The sequence below is a fragment of the Variovorax sp. 10L426 genome, assembly GCF_056395305.1.
Genome location: NZ_JBFTJF010000006.1, coordinates 47283 through 67273 on the forward strand (window position 1 = coordinate 47283; position 19991 = coordinate 67273).

Below are 19991 nucleotides of genomic sequence, written 5' to 3' on the forward strand. Positions count from 1 at the left end.
AGCCCGCCATGACCGTGGAAGACATCCTGATCGTCGACGATGACCGCGCCGTCCGCCAGCGCCTCGAGCGCGTGGCTGCGACGGCCGCTCCGCAGGCGCGCTGCGCCATGGCCTCCACGCTGGCCGAGGCACGCGAACATCTCGCCAACGGCAGGTTCGACCTGGCCCTGCTCGACGTCAGCCTTCCCGACGGCAGCGGGCTCGAACTGCTGCCGTGGCTCCAGGCGAACGCGCCGGAGGTCGATGCGGTCGTGGTCTCCAGCCTGGGCGACGACGCCACCGTCCTGGAGGCGATTCGCGGCGGCGCGGTGGGCTATCTGCTGAAGAACGGCAGCGACACCGAGCTCGAACTCTCGCTGGGCAGCATGCAGCGCGGCGGCGCGCCCATCGATCCGGTGATCGCGCGCCGCATCCTCCAGCTGATGGCCGCTCCCCAGCCCGCGGCCGCCGCACTTGCTACCATCCACGCCGCGCCGGGCCTTGCACCGGCTGCGAAACTGAGCGAGCGCGAACTGGATGTGCTGCGACTGGTTGCACAGGGCCATAGCAATCGCGAGATCGCGAACAGCCTGTCCCTGTCCATCAACACCGTCGAATGCCACGCCAAGAACATCTACCGCAAGCTTGCGGTGCGGTCACGCGCTGGCGCGGTGCACAGTGCGCGCACGCAGGGCTTGCTGCCCTGATGCGCGCGGCGGGCGCCCTTCTTTCCACACTTCTCGCCTGCATCTTCTTCCTCACGGCCGCGCACGGCGCTCCCGCCGATGCAGCCGGCGTCCACAGCTTCGAGCAAGTCGAGGCCGTGCGTTCCGACTGGAACGCCACCGCTCCCCCATCCGAAGGCTGGACCCGCGTGACCCTGCCCGACAGCTGGACCACGCGGTGGCCCGGCTTCGACGGCGTGGTGTGGTACCGACTGCGATGGAACGAATCCACCGGGTCCGGCCGCGTGTCCCCCATGGGCCTCGCGATCGAATACTTCAACATGGCTGGGGCGGTGTATCTCAACGGGGGCCTGATCGGGAGCGACACTCGCCTGACGGAACCACTCTCGCGCTCCTGGAACGTGCCGCGCTTCTGGCTGCTCGATGAACCTCTGCTGCGGCCCGGCGCCAACGAACTCCTGATCCGCGTCTCGGGCCTGTCGGCGTACCAGCCCGGGCTCGGTCCCGTGCAACTCGGCCAACTCGCCGAGGTGAAGAGCGTGTATCACCAGAGCCGGCTCACGCGCCAGACACTGCCGCTGCTCGGCATCGGGCTGACGCTGGTCATGGGCGTCCTCTACGGCATGCTCTGGCTTCTGCGGCGCAAGGAGGTGTCGTACGGCTGGTTCAGCCTTTTCACGCTGCTGTGGGCGCTGTATTCATACAACTACGTAGCGGTCAGCCCATGGCCGTTTACCAGCACCGAGGCCTATCAGCGCACCGACCACATCCTGCTGCTCGCCAGCATCGTGTGCTTCTTCATGTTTGCGCTGAGCTTTTGCCATTTCGACTGGCAACGGTTGCGGCGGGTGGTCTTCGCGTCCGGTGGCCTGTGCATCGCGGCGGTCGCCCTCGGCCCGCCCGACATGCAAGTCACGGTGCGCAACATCACCGTGCTCGCGGCACTGTTCACCTATCTCGGCGGCTGCGCGCTGATCGTGCGCCACGCCTTCGCCTCGCGCCGGCTGGAAGCCGTCGTGCTGGCCGCGTGCCTGACGATCCCGTTGGTCGCCGCTGCGCACGACACGCTCGTGTTGCTCGAATGGCTTCCCGGCAATCGCTACTATGCGGCGCTATCGTCGAGCGCCACGCTGCTGGGCATCTCCTTCGCGCTGACCTGGCGCATGGTCAAGGACATGCGGCTGGTCGAGCATTTCAATGTCGAGCTCCAACAGCGCGTGGACGAAGCGACCCGGCGCCTGGCCGAAGGCCTGAGCCGGCAACACGCCGCCGAGCTGATCCAGACACGACTGACCGAACGCCTGAGCCTCGTGCGCGATCTTCACGACGGACTGGGCATGACCTTGAACAGCCATATCCACACGCTCGGCAATCGGCAGGACAGCAGCGGCGACATCGCGCTGTGGGCGCTCAGGGAAGTCAATGACGACCTGCGCCTGATCATCGAGAGCTCGGCCTTCGACGACACGGACGAGCTTGCCGAGCGGCTGGTGCCGCTGCGCCATCGCTGCACACGCTTGCTGGAGGCCGCGGACATCGAATGCCGCTGGCACCTCGAAGGCCTGCAAGCCTGCCGACTCGACGGCAAGCGCGGCCTGGACTTCCTGCGCGTGCTGCAGGAGGCGCTGGCCAACGTGCTCAAGCACAGCGGCGCCGACCACGTCGACGTCAGGATCGAAGCGGTGAACGGCCAGCTCAGCCTCTCCGTGCGGGACAATGGACGCGGCTTCGCCCACGAGACCACGTCGCGTGCTTCCGGCGGCATGGGACTCCAGAACATGCACGCACGGGCCGCGCGCCTGGGTGGCACGCTGGAGATCCGCTCCAGCACCATCGGCACCACCCTCGAACTGCGCTGCCCGATCGACACCGCCATCGCCGCCTGAACCCGCCCGTCACGCATGCCCTCCAAGCCCAAGAACCTCAAGAGCCTTGCAGACCTCAAGGACGTTCAGCGCTCGCTCGCCGAACAGCGTGAACGCGAGGCCGCCGAGGCCGCTGCACGGGCCGCGGCGCACAAGAAGCGCGCCGCCGACCAGGACCTGTTCGCGCGTGCGATCGGCGCGACCCAACCGCTGCGGCAGAAAGCCGCCGTTCCTCTCGCGCCCGAACCGCCAGCGCCGATACCCGTGCAGCAGCAACTGGACGAACAACGCGTGCTGCGCGAATCGCTTTCCGATGAATTCGACGTCAGCACGCTGCTCGACGCCGACGACGCGATGAGCTTTCGCCGCCCCGGCATCAATACCGACGTGACGCGCAAGCTGCGCGCGGGTGAATGGTCGATCCAGCGCCAGATCGACTTGCACGGCATGCGCAGCGACGAGGCGCGCGAAGCGCTCGGCGCCTTTATTCGCGAAGCGCACAAGCAGGGGATTCGATGCGTGCGCGTGGTGCATGGCAAGGGCCTCGGCTCTCCGGGCCGACAGCCTGTGCTCAAGGCCAAGGTGCAGCGCTGGCTGATCCAGAAGAACGAGACGCTGGCCTTCGTGCAGGCCAAGCCTGCGGAAGGAGGCGCTGGTGCGCTGGTGGTGCTGCTGGCGCCGTCGCGGCGCTGAGAGCCCGTCAAGGTTTCGGCCTCAATCGCGCCATCGACAGCGAGTCGGCATATTCACCGTCGCGCATCGCGTAGGCGCGATGCACACCCTCATCAACAAAGCCGAAGCGGCGATAGAGGCCCTGCGCGCGCAGGTTGTCGGTGTAGACGTTCAGTTCGAGCCGGGAGAGTCCGAGCCACCGGTCCGCATAGTCACACAGCGACTGCATGAGCAACGTGCCCACCCCGCGGCCCTGCCATTGAGGCTGAACCTGGATACCCATTCCCATGGCATGACGACGTCGCGGCGAAGGACCAGTTGAATGGAGCCCTGCGGCTCCCACAACTTCACCGTCGACTTCGGCGACGAGCAACAGATCGCCCTTGCCAGGAGCGCACATCTCAGTCAAGCGTTGGCGCCAGAGATCGGCATCGCCATAGGGCATCTGCAACAGGTGCGGATAGATCTCAGGATCGGACATCATCCGAGCGAACGCCTCGGCATCCGCAACACGGGCCTTGCGCACATGCATGGCCGGGTTGGTAGCGCTTCGTCGTCGCTCGGCTGGAATTGCGTCGTGGTCGTCCATGAAGACTCCTGATGTAGGAAGGGGCTGAAAAGCGAAAGGCCCGCGGATGCGGGCCTTTTTCAAGAATCGATGATGAGAAGTGAACGGGGACCCTAACCCGCCCTCCACGATCGCGAGACAGCGACCATCACTAGCGCCAGCATCGGGCGCGCACGACCGGAAGCCGCGCACGGCCGCATATCTGCGCGAGCAAGCATGGTGGGTGAGGTGAACGCCGTGTTCATGGCAATGGAGTCTGCATGCTCGCCATTTCGTCGTCAAGCTCCGGACGCAGGAACAAAACTGCGATGACTAGCGATTGCGCATCCAGTCGGCCGTCTGGAAGAAGGACCCGCGCAGCCGTTCGCGCAAATCTTCGGGCACGCCGGTCTCGCCCATCGCCTGGTCCATGCACGCCAGCCACTGGTCGCGCTCCTTGATGCCGATGGAGTGGCCGCCGATGCTCTGCGGCAGATGCCTCGCGCGCAGCATCGGATGCCCGAAGCGGTCGGTGTAATGCTGCGGGCCGCCCAGCCATCCGCAGAGAAACCAGAAGAGCTTCTGGCGCGCGTTGTCGAGCGTCGTGCCGTGCACGGCCCGCAATTGCGCATAGGCGGGTTCGAGGTCCATGAGGTCATAGAAACGCTCGACCAGTGCGTGGACCTTGGTTTCGCCGCCGATCCACTCGAACGGGGTGTCGAAAGGCGGTTTTTCCTGAATTTGCATGGTCGACATTGTCCCCAAGAGTTGGGGCAACATCCGGGGATGCGAGATATGCCCCTTCCCTCCGCCGGCGGCCTGCCGGTCATCGATGTTTCCGCACTCACCACGGGCACCGGCGACGCCGACGCACGCAGCGAAGTCGCGGCGCGGATCGGCGCCGCGTGCCGTGCGCACGGGTTCTTCTACGTCGTCGGGCATGGTGTCGACGAAGGGCTCGTCCATCAGTTGGAAGACCTCAGCCACCGCTTCTTCTCGCTCGACGAACCCGCCAAGATGCGCTGGCGAATGGCGCTCGGGGGCCGTGCCTGGCGCGGCTATTTTCCGCTTGCGGGCGAACTGACTTCCGGCCGGCCCGACTGGAAGGAAGGCCTCTACCTCGGCACCGAACTGCCCGCAGACCATCCGTTGGTGCGCGCCGGCACGCCGGTGCACGGGCCCAACCTGTTTCCCGACATCGACGGATTCCGCGAGACGGTGCTCGCCTACATCGACCAGGTCACGCGGCTCGGCCATCGCCTGATGGAAGGCATCGCATCGAGCCTCGGCCTGCCCGCCGCGTACTTCGCACAGCGCTACACGGCCGACCCGCTGATCCTGTTCCGCATCTTCAACTACCCGACCCAACCCGTGCCCGAGGGTATGGACGTGCATTGGGGCGTGGGCGAGCATACCGACTACGGCCTGCTCACGATCCTGCACCAGGACGACGTCGGCGGCCTGCAAGTGCGCACGCCGGAAGGCTGGATCGAGGCGCCGCCGATCGCGGGCTCCTTCGTCTGCAACATCGGTGACATGCTCGACCGCATGACGGGCGGGCTCTACAAGTCGACGCCGCACCGCGTGACGCGCAACACCTCGGGTCGCGACAGGCTCTCTTTCCCGCTCTTCTTCGACCCGAACTTCGAGGCGCGCGTGCAGCGCATCGAGGGACTCGCGGGCGCCGACGCGCACGACGACAGCGCCGCGCGCTGGGATCGCGCGAACGTGCATGCGTTCAATGGCAAGTACGGCGACTACCTGCTGGCGAAAGTCTCAAAGGTGTTTCCGCAGCTTGGCGACGAGGTGCTATAGGGAAGCGTTGCGCTCGAGGCACTTGCAACCGGCACGCTGCCGGTCGTGGCGGTGGGCGGCTCATATGCCGAACCGGCCGACTACCCCGTTGGCGTGCCCTATGCGGCCACCGACAACTTCAAACTCGTCAAGCTCGCGCGCGACCACCTGGTCGAAGCCGGCCTGCCACGGCTCGCGATGTACAGCCTGCCTGAAGTCCAGGGCAACAGCTGGGCGCAGGAACGCGAGAAGGCCTAGCCCACCTGGCGCCTGGGTGCCGTGTCTACCGCGGCGTGCAAATCAGCGCCATTGATGCCGGTGTTGTGGGATGACTCGGCCTACGAGCACATTCTCAATTCGCTCGAGAAATTTCTCTATTTGCTGATCAGTACTCCCCGACATAGTCGCACTCGCCAAATTCGGGCTAGATTCCAAACCAACACGCGACAGCGCTACAAACGCTGATTCAAGAAAAGGAAGGTGAGCAATGGAAAATTCAGAAGCAGAAACGAGGCAGTACCTTGATCACTTTTCTTCCGAAAGGGATCGGCTTGCGCCGCTGTTCGATCACATTAAATCGACCGGTGGGAAAAACTTGTTCGATCGCAAAAATACTCCCGGCCACATCACTGCAAGTGGCATCGTTTTACAGGGTGACTCACTCTTAATGATCGCACACCCGGTGCTTGGTAAATGGTTGCAGCCGGGCGGACATGTTGAACCGGGGGAAACGCCTATAGCCGCAGCAAAACGTGAGGTGCGAGAAGAAACAGGGCTGACATCGAGTATCCACTCGTGGCATCACACAAACCGTTTCCCTATCGACATTGATATTCACGAAATACCAGAAAACACCAAAAAATTGGAGCCGACTCATCTCCATTTCGACTTTCGATATTTATTGAGCACAATACCGCACGCCGCAATGAATGGCGAACATCACGCTTCTTGGATTGAGATACCGAACATTAGCGAGCCGAACTTAAAACGGCTCATCAAAAAAATAAAAACACTACGAATCACAATAAATTAATGTATTCACAGCAATTTTTCCAATCGGTTCTGGAGCACGTACCCGGTGATATTCAGAGCTTAGTGATCGTAACGCACCTTGTCCCGGGAGTCGATGATTTTTTACTTGCCGTCAACTCAAGAATAAGAGTCGCCGCAGTAATTCCCAAGCCAAATTCGGTCGACCACGGCGTGTTAAGCAAAATTCAGCCGTTCATACCCATACTAAGGTACACCAGAGATCAAATCAAAAATAACCAGAAGGAGTTCGTCTGCAAAATAATGAGCCACGTGAAAGGTGATTCATTTGCAATCATCGATACTGGCGGATACTTCTCCCATGTACTGTTCGAAATGGCAGCCGAATCAAATAGCCAATTGCTGGGGGTAGTTGAAGATACTGAAAATGGCCATCAAAAATACGAGTGTCTACTCGAAGCTTCTGCTTCCTACCCCTGCCCTGTGATTTCTGTGGCCAGGAGCCGACTCAAGGATCCAGAAGATTTTTTAGTAGGGCAAGCGGTCGTATTTTCAGCGGACGCTTTGCTCAGAGAGACCGGTCGATTGCTTACTGGAAGAAAAGCTTTAGTTATGGGATATGGCAAGATCGGGAGCAGTATCGCCACTCACCTCCGAGCAAAATTCGTTCAAGTGGACGTATTCGACAAAAATCCTGCGCGCCAAGCTCTCGCACTAGCGCATGGCTTCAGAGGTGGGGACAAGGCAAATTTGATCTCGGCGGCAGATCTGTTTTTTTGCGCAACCGGGAACAAGTCGCTGAGGTCGACCGACTTCCAGCGGATGAAACAAAACGCGATGATTTTTACAGCAACGTCTGGAGATGATGAGATCGAAGACTACCACTCAACAATTTCAAGTGCTAGCCCGTCCGCCCACCCGAGAATTTCAATAGTTCAAAAAAACGGCAAAAAAGTCTTGCTTTGCAATGACGGCAATTCTGCCAATTTCATGCATGGCGGAATAGTTGGTCCATTCATCATGCTTGTTCAGGCTGAGCTCATTTTTGCACTTTCCCAACTTCAAAAGATTTCACGAACCGGCATTCGACAATTGAATGACGGATCAAAGAATTTTATCGCCGATCGTTGGCTCGATCAGTTCTCGGTGCGGTAACAAAAAGGAGCGAATGTGGAGCGGTACGACGCCTTCGGTTTTGATAAGAACACTATTGACAAAACATTGAATTTTTTCAACCACTATTATTCGTTTTGGCATCGGGTTGAAGCCACGGGCCTTGAGAACATTCCAGCACACGGCGGAGCCATTCTTTTTGGAAATCACGCTGGCTTCAATCTTCTCGACGGCTTGATGCTAACTGTGGCCGCCAGAAAACACTCGTCATCGAAAAGATTCATTAGGTCGCTCTATCATATTGGTTCGGAGAAACTCCCACTGTTCGGCCCTTTTTTGAACAATAGACTTGGAGCAACCATAGGGCATCCGAGAAATTTGGAATACCTTTTGCAGAAAGGAGAGTTGGTTCTTACATACCCGGAAGGGGGAAACAGTTCGTCAAAGCCCTTCTCTGAACGTAGAAGTCTATGTCCTATCCATCAGTTCGGCGGCGGATTTATCCGTGGCGCTATTGAACACGATGTACCCCTTATCCCCGTCGCAACCATTGGTTGCGAGGAAGCATTGCCGACGCTTTTTACATCGAAGCTCCTAGGAAAAGCTTTCAAATTCGACCGTAATCTCTATCCAGTAACACCTCAGAGCGTGCTTACTGTGCTTCCGAGCCTATGTGGCGTGCCCGCGCATTGCTTCAATTTTCTCATCGGCTTTCCATCGAAGATCAAAATCAACATCGGAAAACCCATTAACGTTCGAGAGCTAAAGGGGGAAAGGACTATTGGTGACGTCAAAAAGCAGCTTTACAAAGAATTACAAGAGACACTTATAGCGATGAGGGAGCGATGAAGTGAAGAGTTCATCTGTTGTATTTGATTTTGATTCATTTCGCTCAAATATTCTTAGAGAAATTTCCGGATTGTTTGATGCATCCGTCGTGGCGCACGACTTGCACCATTTGGATCGCGTTGCACATTTGGCAAATTCAATTCGTGAAACGACGGGCGGCAACCCAATTACTGTTGTCGCTGCTTCGTACCTTCACGACTATCATCGCTTTGCAGAGAAGCGGTTCGGTAGACATGTCGCGCCGGCGGAAGTCGAGGGTGAAGTTGTGAGCATTCTTCAGCGTCTTGACTGCATCCCCAGGGAACTTTACGCTGCTATCTGCAGCGCGATCAATTTCACAGAATATTACGAGTGCGCTGGCGACACTGTATTGGACGTCGAAATTGAACTGGAGGCCAAAATAGTGCGAGACGCCGACTTGCTCGACGCACTAGGGGCAGTTGGTGTTGCGAGGGCATTTATGTTTGGCGGTTTTCTGGGAGAGCCGATGTGGACACCAGCGAGCACGGCATCGGAAAAGTTTGTCCACGGAAAATCCTCATCTGTTGTAAATCATTTCCACGAAAAGCTATTGCATTTGGAAAATGAAATGATGACGGAATTTGGCGCTAGAATGGCGCGCGAGCGTTCTGTATTCATGCGTCAGTTTCTTGATCAGTTGATGGCTGATATAGCAATATAGATTTCTATAGTGAAGACTCACTGGGTTGGCCGGGGCTAGCCTCGGGAAGTCGGCTGATGCGATCTCGATGCCTCGAGATACCGGGTCTGGCCCCCATCGGACATGGGAGCACCGTCGATGTTCTTGTTGGTCTTCACGAAGGGCGTCACGTACTGCGGCCTGATCAACCGCACCTCAATGCCCACCATGAAAGCGCCGCGCCGAGTAGTGGGCCGAGTTGCATGCCTCCATCGCGATCACCCGCGGCCGCAGTTCTTGTACGGCTTGCAATAGCGCGGCGCGCGGCCACCTTCGAACGATGCCGCGCATGCCCATGGTGATCGGCGCCATGAAGCTGGAACACGCGCTTGGCCAAGCCGATGCCAGGAATGTCGATTTGCATGATGCGCCTCCGAACAGCAGTGGTTGATCGCGCACCGTCTCCTCGAGGAGAAGCGTCGGGTCCATACATGCTCGGGAAGTACGACAGCCCCTATAGGGACGAGGCGTCGCCGCGCAGCCTATAGAGCTTGTGCAGGCGCAGCGCGTGGCCCACCGGCAGCGCTGGATGCTCGAACACACCATCGGACGTCATACCCAGACGCTTCATAACCGCCTCCGAGCGCAGATTCGGCACCGCGGTGAACGAAACAATCTCGGAGAGCGCGAGGCGCTCGAAGCCCACGCGCAAGGCGCCGAGGGCGGCCTCCAAGGCGTAGCCCTGGCGCCAGTACCGTTGCGCCAGCCGCCACCCGACTTCCACGCAAGGAGAAAACGGCAGATCCGGCCGCGGCACCGTGATGCCGACGCAGCCGATGAACGCGCCGCTGGCACGCTCCTCGACGGCCCAGAACCCCCAGCCCCTTTGAGCGATGCCTTCTGCGCAGCGGTCGACCATCGCGTCGCTTTCGGCGCGCGAGAGCGGCGCAGGGAAGAACTCCATCACGCGCGCATCGGCGTTCAGTCGAGAGAAGGGTTCGCGGTCGCTTTCGCGCCATTGCCGCACCCGGAGACGCTCCGTATCGAACTCGATGCACTCCGCCATGGCGCGATGGGCTCCTATTCCGAAGCCTGCCGCAAGGTCGCGACGACCGGCCGCCGCAGCACCTCGCGCAACCCCCACCAGCCCGCCGCCCAAGCCAGCACCGCACCCGACAGCGCGCCGGCGATCGGCACGAGCGGCGAAGCGGTCCAGGTGAAGTCGAACACATAGCGCGCCAGCGCCCACCCGATCACCGAAGCGACGATGCTCGCGAGAAAGCCCGCCATCAGCCCCACGCCGGCCAACTCGGCGCGCTGGACCTGGCGCAGCAGGCTTCCCCGGGCGCCCACCGCACGCATCACTGCGAACTCGCGCGCACGTTCCTCGCGCGTGGCCGTGACTGAAGCGAACAGCACCACGAGCCCCGCCGCGAGCGTGAATCCGAAAAGAAACTCGACGGCGCGGATGACCTGGTCGAGCACCCGCTGCACCTGGTTGATCGTGGCGCTCATGTCGACATTGGTGACGTTCGGATAGGTTCTCACGAGCGCGTTGTCGAAGCCCTTCACGTCGGGCGCACGAAACGCGCCCATGTAGGTGACCGGCACATCGGCCAGCGCAGCGACGGTGTACATGACGAAGAAATTCGCATGCATCGAGCCCCAGTCGACCTTGCGCAGTGAGGTGATTCGCGCCTCGTTCTGCATGCCGCCGATGTCGAAGCGCAGGGTGTCGCCGAGTTTCAGGCCGAGCGTGTCGGCGAGCCCTGCCTCGACGCTCACCTCGCCGGGCGCATCGGGCTTCCATGTGCCGGACGTGATGATGTTGTGCGGCGGCGCATCGGCGCTGTTGCTGAGGTTGAACTCGCGATCGACCAGCCGCTTCGCGCGATCGTCCGCGTAGTCGTCGGGCGACACGGGCTTGTCGTTGATCGCGACCAGCCGGCCGCGGATCATCGGGTACCAATCGAACTTCTTGACGCCGTTGTCGCGCAGGGTCTTCTGGAATTCCGCACTCTGGTCGGGCATCACGTTGATGACGAAACGATTCGGCGCGTCGGGCGGCGTCGCCTTGCGCCAGCTCGACACGAGGTCGGTGCGCAGCAGGACCAGCAGGATCAGCGCCAACAGACCGACGGCCAACGCGCTGACCTGCACCACAGCATACGCAGGCCGCGCGGAAATCTGCCGCGTGGCCAGCACCAGCCATCGCGGCGCCGTGGTCTCGTTGACGCTGCGGCGTAGAAGCAGCACGGCCACCCAGCTCAGCAGGGCGAACACCGCCACTGCCCCCGCGAATCCGCCGACCGCGATCAGCCCCAGCTTCAGATCGCTGCTCGCGGCCACCAGCAATGCGGCGAAACCGACGACGCCCAGGCCAAGTACCGCGATCGATGCGGGCTTGAGACTGCCGACATCGCGGCGAATCACGCGCAGGGGCGGCACGCGGGCCAGTTGCAGCACCGGCGGCAGCCCGAACGTGAACAACAGCGTGAGCCCCACACCCAGGCCGAATGCGACGGGCCAGATCGTCGGCGCGGGCAGCGCACTCTCGACCAGCCCGGCCAGCAGCAGCACGAACGCGTAGTGCACGCCGAATCCGATCGCGACGCCGAGGCCGCTGGCGATCACCCCGATGACGGCAAACTCGAAAGCGTAGGCGCCCGCGATGGTGCGCTGGCTCTGGCCGAGCACCCGCAGCATGGCGCAATCGTCGAGGTGCCTGGCCGCGAATCCGCGCGCCGCCAGCGCAACCGCCACCGCCGACAGCAGCGCGGCGAGCAGCGCGACGAGGTTCAGGAATTTCTCCGCGCGATCGAGCGTCTGGCGCATCTCGGGGCGGCCGCTTTCGAAGGATTCGAGGCGCACGCCGCGCAGTTCGCCCTTCTTGATCGCTTCGTCGGCCCAGTCGCTGAACTGCTTGACCGCGCCTGCCCCGCCCGCGACCGCAAACCGGTAGCTCACGCGGCTCGCCGGCTGCACGAGGCCCGTGCGCGCCACATCGGCCTGATTCAGCATGACGCGCGGCGCAAAGCTCATGAAGCCGGCGCCGCGATCGGGTTCGAGCGTGATCACGCGCGCGATGCGAAGTCCCGTGTCGCCGAGAAGCAGCGTGTCGCCGACCTTGAGGCCGAGCGAGTCAAGCAACGAAGCATCGACCCAGGCATCCCCCGGCGCTGGAACGTCGCGGGTCGTCTGGCCGGGCCCGGCCGGGTCCTGGCTGACCTGCAGGCTGCCGCGCAACGGATAGCCCGCAGTCACCGCCTTGAGCGCTACCAGTTTGCTCGTGCCGCCCTGCGCATCGCTCGCGCGTGCCATGGTCGGGAATCCGTAGGTGATCGCGCCCTGCAAGCCGAGCGCACGGGCGCGTTCAATGAAGACGGGCGGCGTCGGGTTGTCGCTTGCCAGCACGGCGTCGCCGCCCAGCAGTTGGCGCGCGTCGCGTTGCAGGCCGCCCTTGAGCCGGTCGGCGAAGAAGCCGACGGCAGTGAGCGCCGCCACCGCAAGCAGCACGGCGACGATGAGAAGGCGAAGCTCACCCGCGCGAAGATCGCGCCAGAGCGTTCGCCAACCGAGACGGAGGGAGGCATTCATGGGGCATGACGATAGCCCACAGGCCAACCCCCACCAAACCGAAGGATGATTTCGACTCAACCCAGGAGGCCGAGAACCTTGGTGAAGAGCGCGCTCGCGGGCGACGCGAACGGACGCAGCAGGCTGAAATGATCCGCGTGCGCTTCGATGTGCAGGCTGCTGCGGTTGCCTGCCTCGATCCACGTCTCGTGCATGCGCTGGCTCTGGTCGACGAAGGCCGGGGTCTCCGCGCCGCCGACCACCATCAGCGCCGGCGGTGCGCCGCCATGCACGCGATGGAGAGGCGAACAGGCTGCGGCGGCGGATTCGTCGAGCCGCAGCTTGTCATTGAGTGACGTCGTGACCAGGGGAGCGAGGTCGAAGATGCCGCTCATGGCGACGATGCCGGCAATCTCGGGCTCTGGCGAGGACGAAGGCCAGCGCGCCAACCCCATCTCGACCGCGAGATGGCCGCCCGCGGAATGGCCCGACACCACCAGCGCAGGCGAAGCGCCGCCACTGGCAGCATGCGCCTGGATCGCCGGGGCCGAGGCCCGCACGGCTTCCACGAGTTCGGCCAGCGACACGGTGGGGCACAACGGATAGTTCGCGAGCGCCACGTTCAAGCCGGCGGCGGTGTACGCGGGCGCAATGAAGCGAAAGTTCGACTTGTCCCGCGTCTGCCAGTAGCCGGCATGAAAGTACAGCAGCGTTCCGCGCGGACGGCCGCGAGCGGCAAAGAAATCGAAGGTCTGCCGCTCGAGCGGCCCATAGCGCACGTCGAGTGCGCAGTCTTCGCTGGTCACGGCAGCATGGCTCTCCGCTTCGTAGGCGGCGAGAAGCGCCGGAAAGGTCTCGCGCACCTGCCCCTGAACGTATTGAAATTGAGGGTCGCTCATGTCGTCGATCGATCTTTCAGGCTGCGGCCGGCGCCCGCGCGCCAGCCAGCTCCGGTTGAAGCACCAGCCGCTGCGCGCCCGCATAGCAGACGAAGCGCCGGTTGGTCGCACGCCCGATGGCGCACAGGCCCACGCGCGTCGCGACCTCGTGGCCCATCTGCGTCATGCCGCTGCGCGAAACCACGATGGCCACGCCCATCTGGGCGGACTTGATCACCATCTCGCTGGTGAGGCGTCCGGTCGTGTAGAACACCCGCGCGTCGCTGAGCTCGTGCGGCGGCTGCATGGCGATCCAGCCGGCAATGGTGTCGATGGCGTTGTGGCGGCCCACGTCCTCGATGAAGCAGCGCATGCGCACGTCTTCGGCACCGTCGCCCAGCGTGAAGAGCGCGCATCCGTGGACCGAACCGGCCGACTTGTAGGTGCTCTCCTGGAGCCGGATCGCGTTGACCAGCGCATAGAGCTGGGCCTGCGTCATGCGGGTGTCGGGCAGGCGGAGCTTGTCGATGCCGGCCATCAGCTCGCCGAACACGCTGCCCTGGCCGCAACCGGTGGTGACGACCTTCTTGGCGGTGCGCTCCTCGATGCGATCGATGCCGGTGTGCGTCCTGACGGCGGCGCCGCCGACCTCCCAGTCGACAGTGATCGATTCGACATCCCGGGCCGATTCGATCAAGCGCTGGTTGAGCAGGTAGCCGAGCACCAGCAATTCGGGCTGGGCGCCGAGCGTCATCAGCGTGACGAGTTCGCGGCGATCCACGTAGACCGTCAGGTCGCGCTCCGCCGGAATGGAGACCATGCCCGTGTCGCCATGCTCATCGACGATCTCGACCTCGCGCGTGAGCGGCGCCCGGGCCTGCGTCAGGCGCGGCAGCTTCACTTGTTGGGCGCGGGATTGATGTCGGCCGAAGGCTGGGTCGTGCTGGGCGGCGAAGCGGCCGTGGAAGCCGGCGAATGTGCGCCCGAAGCCTCGATCGGCTTGGCCTCTTCCGGCGGCGCGAAGGCAAAGGAGCCTGGATCGGCACAGGGTGGCGTCGGCGTCGCGGTGGGCACGGGCTTGCCTGCTGCCACGAGGTCATCGCGGACGCGGGCGGCCACGCGCTCTTGCGCGCGGCAGAGCAGGAAGCCGTCGACCTTGGCGCTCCAGGCGGTCTTGGCGGCAGCTTCGGCCGCCTTGGCCTTGGCTTCCGGCGTGGTTGCCGGGGCGGGCAGCTTGGCAAAGGCCCCCGGCGCGAACGCCAGGCCCAGAACCACGCTGCAGAGGATCAACGAAGACTTCTTCATGAGGGACTTCCTTCAACCCGCGCGCCGTGCCCCGGCGCCTGGGCGCGTGCCTCGGCACTGCGCTGCGCCGGAATCTTGCCCGCAACGATGTCGTTGTACCAGAGGGCGTGATGCTCCTTGGCCCAGGTTTCATCGACATAGCCGTCGCGCATGGCCGGGTAGGCGCCCTTCATGCCGAGGGTTCCGATATAGATGTGGCCCATGATGAGCGCGATCATGAGGAGCGTGGCGACCGCATGGATCATGTGCGCGATCTGCATCTGGCCGCGCGTGTAGACGAAGCCGGGCAGCAGCTTGTCCAGGAAGAGGCCGGACCCGATGACGAAGGCCCCCAGGAACAACACCCCGCCCCAGAACACCGCCTTTTCTCCCGCATTGAAGCGATGCGACGGCGGCTCCGAGCCGCCGAAAAGCCCGCCGCCGCGCTTGAGCCACGCAATGTCGTCCTTGCTGGGCCAGTTGCTGCGAATGAACGTGAACACCATGAAGATCGTGGTCACCACGAACAGCGGCCCCACGAAGTTGTGCACGGTCTTGAGCACGTAGGTCAGCCAGCCGAACAGCGCACCGCCGATGACCGGCAGCAGGAAGAACTTGCCGAAGGCCATCACGAGGCCCGAGATGGCCAAGATGACGAAGGCGATGGCATTCGACCAGTGCGTGGCGCGTTCGAAAGGCGTGAAGCGTTCGATCTTGCGGCCGGTTTCCTTGCCGTGCAGGCCGATGGTCCCGCGCGTGAAGTAGAAGATCGCCAGCGCGAGCAGCATCACGAACAGCAGCGCGGCCCCGTACGGGATGATCAAGGTGTTGCGCGCCTGCCGCCAGGCTTCGCCCGCGTTGGTGTAGTACGAGCCCGGGTACTTCACGAAACGCTGGATCAGGTTGCCCGCCTCAGGCGCCTCGCTCCGCGGCAGGCTGGTGGTGCCGGTCACGCCGCTGCTCACCTGCCGCCACATCGGCGCGTTGTTGCCCGGCTGCACCCGCTGGCGCTCGCCATTGGTCTGGTTGAGGTAGTCAGGATCGGCGCTCGCGTCGGGCTTGACCTCGAAGATGTTCTGGCCGCGGATGCCGCCGGCGGACTCGGCGGGTGCAGGTGCAGCAGCCGGAGCGCTGGGAGCGGCGGGCGGCGCCTCCGCGGCGGCAGGTGCCGGCGTCTGCGCAACCGCCAGGCCGCAAGCCAGCGACGCGGCCAGGACCAGGGCGTTAAGCACTTGTCTCATGCAACCTCCTCCGGTTCACCTGATCCGGTTGTATTCGTTCTGGCCGTATTGCATGCGCGTCTTGAGGCGCTCTTCCCACGAGGCCCTGTCGCCCGGCGTCCAACCGCTGGCGGTGAAGGCTGTGCCGGTATTCGGCTGCACGCCGGTGCCGGTCCACGGCGGCGCATCAACCCTGACACCGTGAGCATTGGTTTGCGGCTTCTCACCGCAGGCAGCAAGGAACACGGCCGCCGAGACCAGCGCGACGGTCGCCAGTGCGCGCTTCACTTCGTGCCTCCGTGGGTCGGCGTACCGGCCTGCCGAGATCCGTACGCAGTGCCCCAGCCCCAGACTTCGGCACCCTTGCCGCGCTGGACCACGCGTGTGCGAAAGATGTCGGCGACGACATCGCCGTCGCCCGCGAGCAGTGCCTTGGTCGAACACATTTCCGCACAGGCCGGCAGCTTGCCTTCGGCGAGGCGGTTGCGCCCGTATTTCTCGAATTCGGCCTGCGAGCCGTTGGCCTCGGGGCCGCCGGCGCAGAAGGTGCACTTGTCCATCTTGCCGCGCACGCCGAAGGTGCCTTGCTCCGGAAACTGCGGCGCGCCGAAAGGGCAGGCATAGGAGCAATAGCCGCAGCCGATGCACACGTCCTTGTCGTGAAGCACAACGCCCTCTTCGGTGCGATAGAAGCATTGCACCGGGCACACCGCCATGCAAGGCGCGTCGGAGCAATGCATGCAGGCCACCGAGATCGACCGCTCGCCCGGCACGCCGTCATTGAGCGTGACCACGCGGCGCCGGTTCACGCCCCACGGCACCTCGTTCTCGTTCTTGCAGGCCGTGACACAGCCGTTGCATTCGATGCAGCGCTCGGAGTCGCAGATGAATTTCATTCTTGCCATGACGACTCCTCTAGGCCTTTTCAACGTTGCAGACGGTGGTCTTGGTCTCTTGCATCATCGTGACGCTGTCGTAGCCGTAGGTCGTGCCAGTGTTGATCGCCTCCCCGCGCACGATCGGGTGCGCGCCAGCCGGGTAGTGCGCAAGCAGGTCGACGCCCTGCCAGTGACCGGAGAAGTGGAAGGGCATGAACACCGTGTCGGGCCCGACCCGCTCGGTCACCAGTGCCTGCACATTGAGCCGCGCACCGGTGGGTGTGTGGACCCAGGCGCGCTCGCCGTCGCGAATGCCCTTCTCGGCCGCCACCTTCGGATTGATCTCGATGAACATGTGCTGCTGCAACTCGGCGAGCCAGGGGTTGGAGCGGGTTTCCTCGCCGCCGCCCTCGTATTCGACCAGCCGCCCTGAAGTCATCACGTAGGGGAACTTCTCGGCGATCTTGTCGGCGATGTTGCGCTGCTGCACGCTCTTGAAGAGCGTGGGCAGACGCCAGAACGCCATCTTGTCGTCGTGCGTGGGGTACTTGGCCGCGAGGTCGGGGCGTGTGCCGTAGAGCGGTTCGCGATGCTGCGGAATCGCATCGGGGAAGTTCCACACCAAGGCGCGCGCCTTCGCGTTGCCGAAGGGATGGCAGCCGTGGTTCTGCATGAACACGCGGATCATGCCGCCCGAGCTGTCGGTCTTCCAGTTCTTTCCATCGGCCTTGGCCTTCTCGGCGTCGGTCAGCTCATCCCACCACCCGAGCCTTTTCAGCAGAAGGTGGTCGAGTTCGGGGTAACCGGTCGTGATCGCGGCGCCCAGCGAATGCGAGCCGTCCTCGGCGAGCAGGTTCTGGCCATTGCGTTCCACGCCGAAGTTCGCGCGGAAGTTGCCGCCGCCGTCCATCACGTGCTTGGAGGTGTCGTAAAGGTTCGGCGAGCCCGGATGCTTGAGTTCGGGCGTTCCATAGCAGGGCCACGGCAGGCCGAAGTAGTCGCCCGCGATGTCGTAGCCGTTGACCTTGTCCTTGACCGAGCCCTTGGCCTTGAGCGTACGCACGTCGAACGCCGCCATGTTGCGCATGTGCGCCTGTAGTCGCTCGGGGCTCTGCCCGGTGTAGCCCACTGCCCAGCAGCACTTGTTGATCTCGCGAAGGATGTCGTCCGGCACGGGTTCATCCATGCCCTTGACCTTCTGCATCTTGTAGTTCTTGCTGAGTTCCTTGCCGAAGCCGAGGCGGTCGGCGAACTGCTGCATGATCATGTGGTCGCTGCGGCTTTCCCACAGCGGATCGATGACCTTCTCGCGCCACTGGAGCGAGCGGTTGGACGCCGTCACGGACCCGCTGGTCTCGAATTGCGTGCAAGCCGGCAGCAGGTAGACCGCGCGATGGGGGTTCAGGTCTTCCGGGCGGCCGGGCATGGCGGCCATGGCCGCGGTCGCCGAAGGATAGGGATCGACCACCACCAGCAGATCGAGCTTGTCCATCGCCCGTTTCATCTCGAGGCCGCGCGTCTGCGAGTTCGGCGCGTGGCCCCAATAGAACACGCCGCGCAGGTTCGAATCCTGGTCGATCAGCTCGTTCTTCTCGAGCACGCCGTCGATCCATCGCGAGACGGTGATGCCGGGCTTGGTCATCATCGCCGGCGAGGCGTAGCGGCTCTTGATCCATTCGTAGTCCACGCCCCAGGTCGCCGCGAAATGCTTCCACGAGCCTTCGAGCAAGCCGTAGTAGCCGGGCAGCGAATCGGGGTTCGGCCCCACGTCGGTGGCGCCCTGCACGTTGTCGTGGCCACGGAAGATGTTGGTGCCGCCGCCTGAAACGCCGACGTTGCCGAGCGCCAGTTGCACGATGCACGAGGCGCGAACGATCGCATTGCCGATGGAGTGCTGCGTCTGCCCCATGCACCAGACGATGGTGCCGGGGCGGTTCTCGTTGAGCCAGGTCGCCACCTTGAGAACCTGCGCCTCTTTCACACCGCAGGCTTCCTCGACCTTGTCGGGGGTCCATTTGGCCATGACATCGGCGCGCACTTCGTCCATGCCGAAGACGCGGTCGTGGATGAACTTCTTGTCTTCCCAGCCGTTCTTGAAGATGTGGTGCAGCACCCCGAAGAGGAAGGGGATGTCGGACCCCGAGCGGATGCGCACGTACTCGTCGGCCTTGGCAGCCGTGCGCGTGAAGCGTGGGTCGACCACGATCATCTTGCAGCCGTTCTCCTTGGCATGGAGCATGTGCAGCATGCTCACGGGATGCGCCTCGGCCGCGTTCGAGCCGATGTAGAGCGCCACCTTGGCACTGCGCATGTCGTTGTACGAATTGGTCATGGCGCCGTAGCCCCATGTGTTCGCGACGCCGGCGACGGTGGTCGAATGGCAGATGCGCGCCTGGTGGTCGCAGTTGTTGCTGCCGAAGAAGCTCACGAACTTGCGCATCAAGTACGACTGCTCGTTGCTGTGCTTGCTGGAGCCGATCCAGTAGATCGAATCGGGACCACTCGCCTTGGAGAGCTCCTTGAGCTTGGCGGTGATCTCGTCGAGCGCGGTGTCCCAGCTGATGCGCTCGTACTGGCCGTTCACGAGCTTCATCGGGTAGCGCAGCCGGTATTCGCCATGGCCGTGTTCGCGCAGGGCGGCGCCCTTGGCGCAATGCGCGCCGAGATTGATCGGCGAATCGAACACCGGCTCCTGGCGCACCCAGACGCCGTTCTCGACCACGGCATCCGACGCGCAGCCGACCGAGCAGTGCGAGCACACGGTGCGCTTGACTTCGACCTTGCCGGCACCGATGGCGACCGGCCGCCCATCGGCCGCGCGTGCCTTGCGGATCAGCGTGAGTTGGCCTGCCGCGAGGCCGACCCCGACGCCGAGGCCGGAACGCCGCAGGAAGGCGCGCCGGTCCATCGTCGGCAACGCGCTGGAAAGGCCGCGGCGCAGGCTGTGCACGAATGACGAGGAGGACGGAGAGGCGCCATCTCGCGCGGCGCCGGACGCTTTCTTGGTCAATAGCATGGGT

The 19991-nt window shown here is 63.2% G+C and carries 19 protein-coding genes and 2 pseudogenes; 9 read left to right on the top strand and 12 right to left on the bottom strand.

The window, feature by feature from the left end:
• Window positions 1-8 precede the first annotated feature (8 nt).
• From AC1DHL_RS10470 to AC1DHL_RS10480, 3 genes are read left to right on the top strand one after another with little or no spacing between them, the layout of a single operon-like run.
• Entirely contained in the window at window positions 9-686 is a 678-nt protein-coding gene (locus AC1DHL_RS10470; protein ID WP_478161964.1) for a response regulator, read from the top strand.
• Entirely contained in the window at window positions 596-2551 is a 1956-nt protein-coding gene (locus AC1DHL_RS10475) for a sensor histidine kinase (protein ID WP_478161965.1), read from the top strand. Before AC1DHL_RS10470 ends, AC1DHL_RS10475 begins: the two co-directional genes overlap by 91 nt.
• Before the next feature lie 15 nt (window positions 2552-2566).
• Window positions 2567-3223 (top strand): Smr/MutS family protein, encoded by a 657-nt coding sequence (locus tag AC1DHL_RS10480; protein WP_478161966.1) that lies wholly within the window; start codon window positions 2567-2569, stop codon window positions 3221-3223.
• Between the two features lie 7 nt (window positions 3224-3230).
• On the opposite strand, the gene AC1DHL_RS10485 is transcribed toward AC1DHL_RS10480, so the two are convergent.
• Window positions 3231-3791 carry a GNAT family N-acetyltransferase gene (locus tag AC1DHL_RS10485; RefSeq protein WP_478161967.1) on the bottom strand — a complete coding sequence of 187 codons (561 nt, stop codon included), beginning with the start codon at window positions 3789-3791 and terminating at the stop codon, window positions 3231-3233.
• A gap of 291 nt (window positions 3792-4082) precedes the next feature.
• On the bottom strand, window positions 4083-4496 hold the full coding sequence (locus tag AC1DHL_RS10490; protein WP_478161968.1) for a group II truncated hemoglobin: 414 nt from the start codon (window positions 4494-4496) through the stop codon (window positions 4083-4085).
• Between the two features lie 48 nt (window positions 4497-4544).
• Between AC1DHL_RS10490 and AC1DHL_RS10495 the strand changes: the two genes are divergently transcribed.
• The 6 genes and pseudogenes from AC1DHL_RS10495 (at window position 4545) to AC1DHL_RS10520 (ending at window position 9177) form a co-directional block, all read left to right on the top strand.
• Window positions 4545-5564 (top strand): isopenicillin N synthase family dioxygenase, encoded by a 1020-nt coding sequence (locus AC1DHL_RS10495; protein ID WP_478161969.1) that lies wholly within the window; start codon window positions 4545-4547, stop codon window positions 5562-5564.
• A gap of 15 nt (window positions 5565-5579) precedes the next feature.
• Window positions 5580-5798, top strand: a pseudogene (locus AC1DHL_RS10500) (xylose operon transcription regulator XylR); the annotation flags it as partial.
• 232 nt (window positions 5799-6030) lie between these two features.
• Window positions 6031-6576 carry an NUDIX hydrolase gene (locus AC1DHL_RS10505; RefSeq protein WP_478161970.1) on the top strand — a complete coding sequence of 182 codons (546 nt, stop codon included), beginning with the start codon at window positions 6031-6033 and terminating at the stop codon, window positions 6574-6576.
• Complete coding sequence (locus AC1DHL_RS10510) at window positions 6576-7688, top strand: adenosylhomocysteinase (RefSeq protein WP_478161971.1); 1113 nt, start codon at window positions 6576-6578, stop codon at window positions 7686-7688. The genes AC1DHL_RS10505 and AC1DHL_RS10510 overlap by 1 nt, the downstream gene beginning before the upstream one ends.
• A gap of 15 nt (window positions 7689-7703) precedes the next feature.
• Window positions 7704-8495, top strand: a complete 792-nt coding sequence (locus AC1DHL_RS10515; RefSeq protein WP_478161972.1) for a 1-acyl-sn-glycerol-3-phosphate acyltransferase — start codon at window positions 7704-7706, stop codon at window positions 8493-8495.
• A gap of 1 nt (window position 8496) precedes the next feature.
• Window positions 8497-9177, top strand: coding sequence for an HD domain-containing protein (locus AC1DHL_RS10520; protein WP_478161973.1), 681 nt, complete (start codon window positions 8497-8499; stop codon window positions 9175-9177).
• Window positions 9178-9296: 119 nt separating this feature from the next.
• On the opposite strand, the pseudogene AC1DHL_RS10525 reads toward AC1DHL_RS10520, so the two are convergent.
• From AC1DHL_RS10525 to AC1DHL_RS10570, 10 genes and pseudogenes are all read right to left on the bottom strand, one after another.
• Window positions 9297-9520 (bottom strand): annotated as a pseudogene (locus AC1DHL_RS10525) (IS110 family transposase); the annotation flags it as partial.
• Window positions 9521-9649: 129 nt separating this feature from the next.
• Window positions 9650-10201, bottom strand: coding sequence for a GNAT family N-acetyltransferase (locus AC1DHL_RS10530; RefSeq protein ID WP_478161974.1), 552 nt, complete (start codon window positions 10199-10201; stop codon window positions 9650-9652).
• A gap of 14 nt (window positions 10202-10215) precedes the next feature.
• Entirely contained in the window at window positions 10216-12732 is a 2517-nt protein-coding gene (locus tag AC1DHL_RS10535) for an ABC transporter permease (RefSeq protein WP_478098222.1), read from the bottom strand.
• A 56-nt stretch (window positions 12733-12788) separates the two neighbouring features.
• On the bottom strand, window positions 12789-13610 hold the full coding sequence (locus AC1DHL_RS10540) for an alpha/beta hydrolase (RefSeq protein ID WP_478161975.1): 822 nt from the start codon (window positions 13608-13610) through the stop codon (window positions 12789-12791).
• Between the two features lie 16 nt (window positions 13611-13626).
• Window positions 13627-14490: a formate dehydrogenase accessory sulfurtransferase FdhD gene (locus AC1DHL_RS10545; RefSeq protein WP_478161976.1), complete on the bottom strand. Its 864-nt coding sequence runs from the start codon at window positions 14488-14490 to the stop codon at window positions 13627-13629.
• Complete coding sequence (locus AC1DHL_RS10550; protein ID WP_478161977.1) at window positions 14487-14894, bottom strand: hypothetical protein; 408 nt, start codon at window positions 14892-14894, stop codon at window positions 14487-14489. The genes AC1DHL_RS10545 and AC1DHL_RS10550 overlap by 4 nt, the downstream gene beginning before the upstream one ends.
• The gene (locus tag AC1DHL_RS10555; protein WP_478161978.1) at window positions 14891-16114 is read right to left on the bottom strand and encodes a formate dehydrogenase subunit gamma; all 1224 of its coding nucleotides are present in this window, start codon (window positions 16112-16114) and stop codon (window positions 14891-14893) included. The genes AC1DHL_RS10550 and AC1DHL_RS10555 overlap by 4 nt, the downstream gene beginning before the upstream one ends.
• Before the next feature lie 15 nt (window positions 16115-16129).
• Window positions 16130-16381, bottom strand: coding sequence for an LptM family lipoprotein (locus tag AC1DHL_RS10560; RefSeq protein ID WP_478098231.1), 252 nt, complete (start codon window positions 16379-16381; stop codon window positions 16130-16132).
• Complete coding sequence (fdh3B, locus tag AC1DHL_RS10565; protein ID WP_478098232.1) at window positions 16378-16998, bottom strand: formate dehydrogenase FDH3 subunit beta; 621 nt, start codon at window positions 16996-16998, stop codon at window positions 16378-16380. The genes AC1DHL_RS10560 and fdh3B overlap by 4 nt, the downstream gene beginning before the upstream one ends.
• Before the next feature lie 10 nt (window positions 16999-17008).
• Window positions 17009-19987, bottom strand: coding sequence for a formate dehydrogenase subunit alpha (locus AC1DHL_RS10570; protein ID WP_478161979.1), 2979 nt, complete (start codon window positions 19985-19987; stop codon window positions 17009-17011).
• Between the last annotated feature and the right edge of the window lie 4 nt (window positions 19988-19991).

What these genes read in the sequence shown, in the direction of transcription:
- AC1DHL_RS10555 (WP_478161978.1), bottom strand. Translation starts at nt 16,114, where the DNA reads ATGAGACAAGTGCTTAACGCCCTGGTCCTGGCCGCGTCGCTGGCTTGC.
- AC1DHL_RS10505 (WP_478161970.1), top strand. Translation starts at nt 6,031, where the DNA reads ATGGAAAATTCAGAAGCAGAAACGAGGCAGTACCTTGATCACTTTTCT.
- AC1DHL_RS10475 (WP_478161965.1), top strand. Translation starts at nt 596, where the DNA reads ATGCCACGCCAAGAACATCTACCGCAAGCTTGCGGTGCGGTCACGCGC.
- AC1DHL_RS10570 (WP_478161979.1), bottom strand. Translation starts at nt 19,987, where the DNA reads ATGCTATTGACCAAGAAAGCGTCCGGCGCCGCGCGAGATGGCGCCTCT.
- AC1DHL_RS10540 (WP_478161975.1), bottom strand. Translation starts at nt 13,610, where the DNA reads ATGAGCGACCCTCAATTTCAATACGTTCAGGGGCAGGTGCGCGAGACC.
- AC1DHL_RS10495 (WP_478161969.1), top strand. Translation starts at nt 4,545, where the DNA reads ATGCCCCTTCCCTCCGCCGGCGGCCTGCCGGTCATCGATGTTTCCGCA.
- AC1DHL_RS10480 (WP_478161966.1), top strand. Translation starts at nt 2,567, where the DNA reads ATGCCCTCCAAGCCCAAGAACCTCAAGAGCCTTGCAGACCTCAAGGAC.
- AC1DHL_RS10535 (WP_478098222.1), bottom strand. Translation starts at nt 12,732, where the DNA reads ATGAATGCCTCCCTCCGTCTCGGTTGGCGAACGCTCTGGCGCGATCTT.
- AC1DHL_RS10485 (WP_478161967.1), bottom strand. Translation starts at nt 3,791, where the DNA reads ATGGACGACCACGACGCAATTCCAGCCGAGCGACGACGAAGCGCTACC.
- AC1DHL_RS10550 (WP_478161977.1), bottom strand. Translation starts at nt 14,894, where the DNA reads ATGAAGAAGTCTTCGTTGATCCTCTGCAGCGTGGTTCTGGGCCTGGCG.
- AC1DHL_RS10510 (WP_478161971.1), top strand. Translation starts at nt 6,576, where the DNA reads ATGTATTCACAGCAATTTTTCCAATCGGTTCTGGAGCACGTACCCGGT.
- AC1DHL_RS10470 (WP_478161964.1), top strand. Translation starts at nt 9, where the DNA reads ATGACCGTGGAAGACATCCTGATCGTCGACGATGACCGCGCCGTCCGC.
- AC1DHL_RS10490 (WP_478161968.1), bottom strand. Translation starts at nt 4,496, where the DNA reads ATGCAAATTCAGGAAAAACCGCCTTTCGACACCCCGTTCGAGTGGATC.
- fdh3B (WP_478098232.1), bottom strand. Translation starts at nt 16,998, where the DNA reads ATGGCAAGAATGAAATTCATCTGCGACTCCGAGCGCTGCATCGAATGC.
- AC1DHL_RS10530 (WP_478161974.1), bottom strand. Translation starts at nt 10,201, where the DNA reads ATGGCGGAGTGCATCGAGTTCGATACGGAGCGTCTCCGGGTGCGGCAA.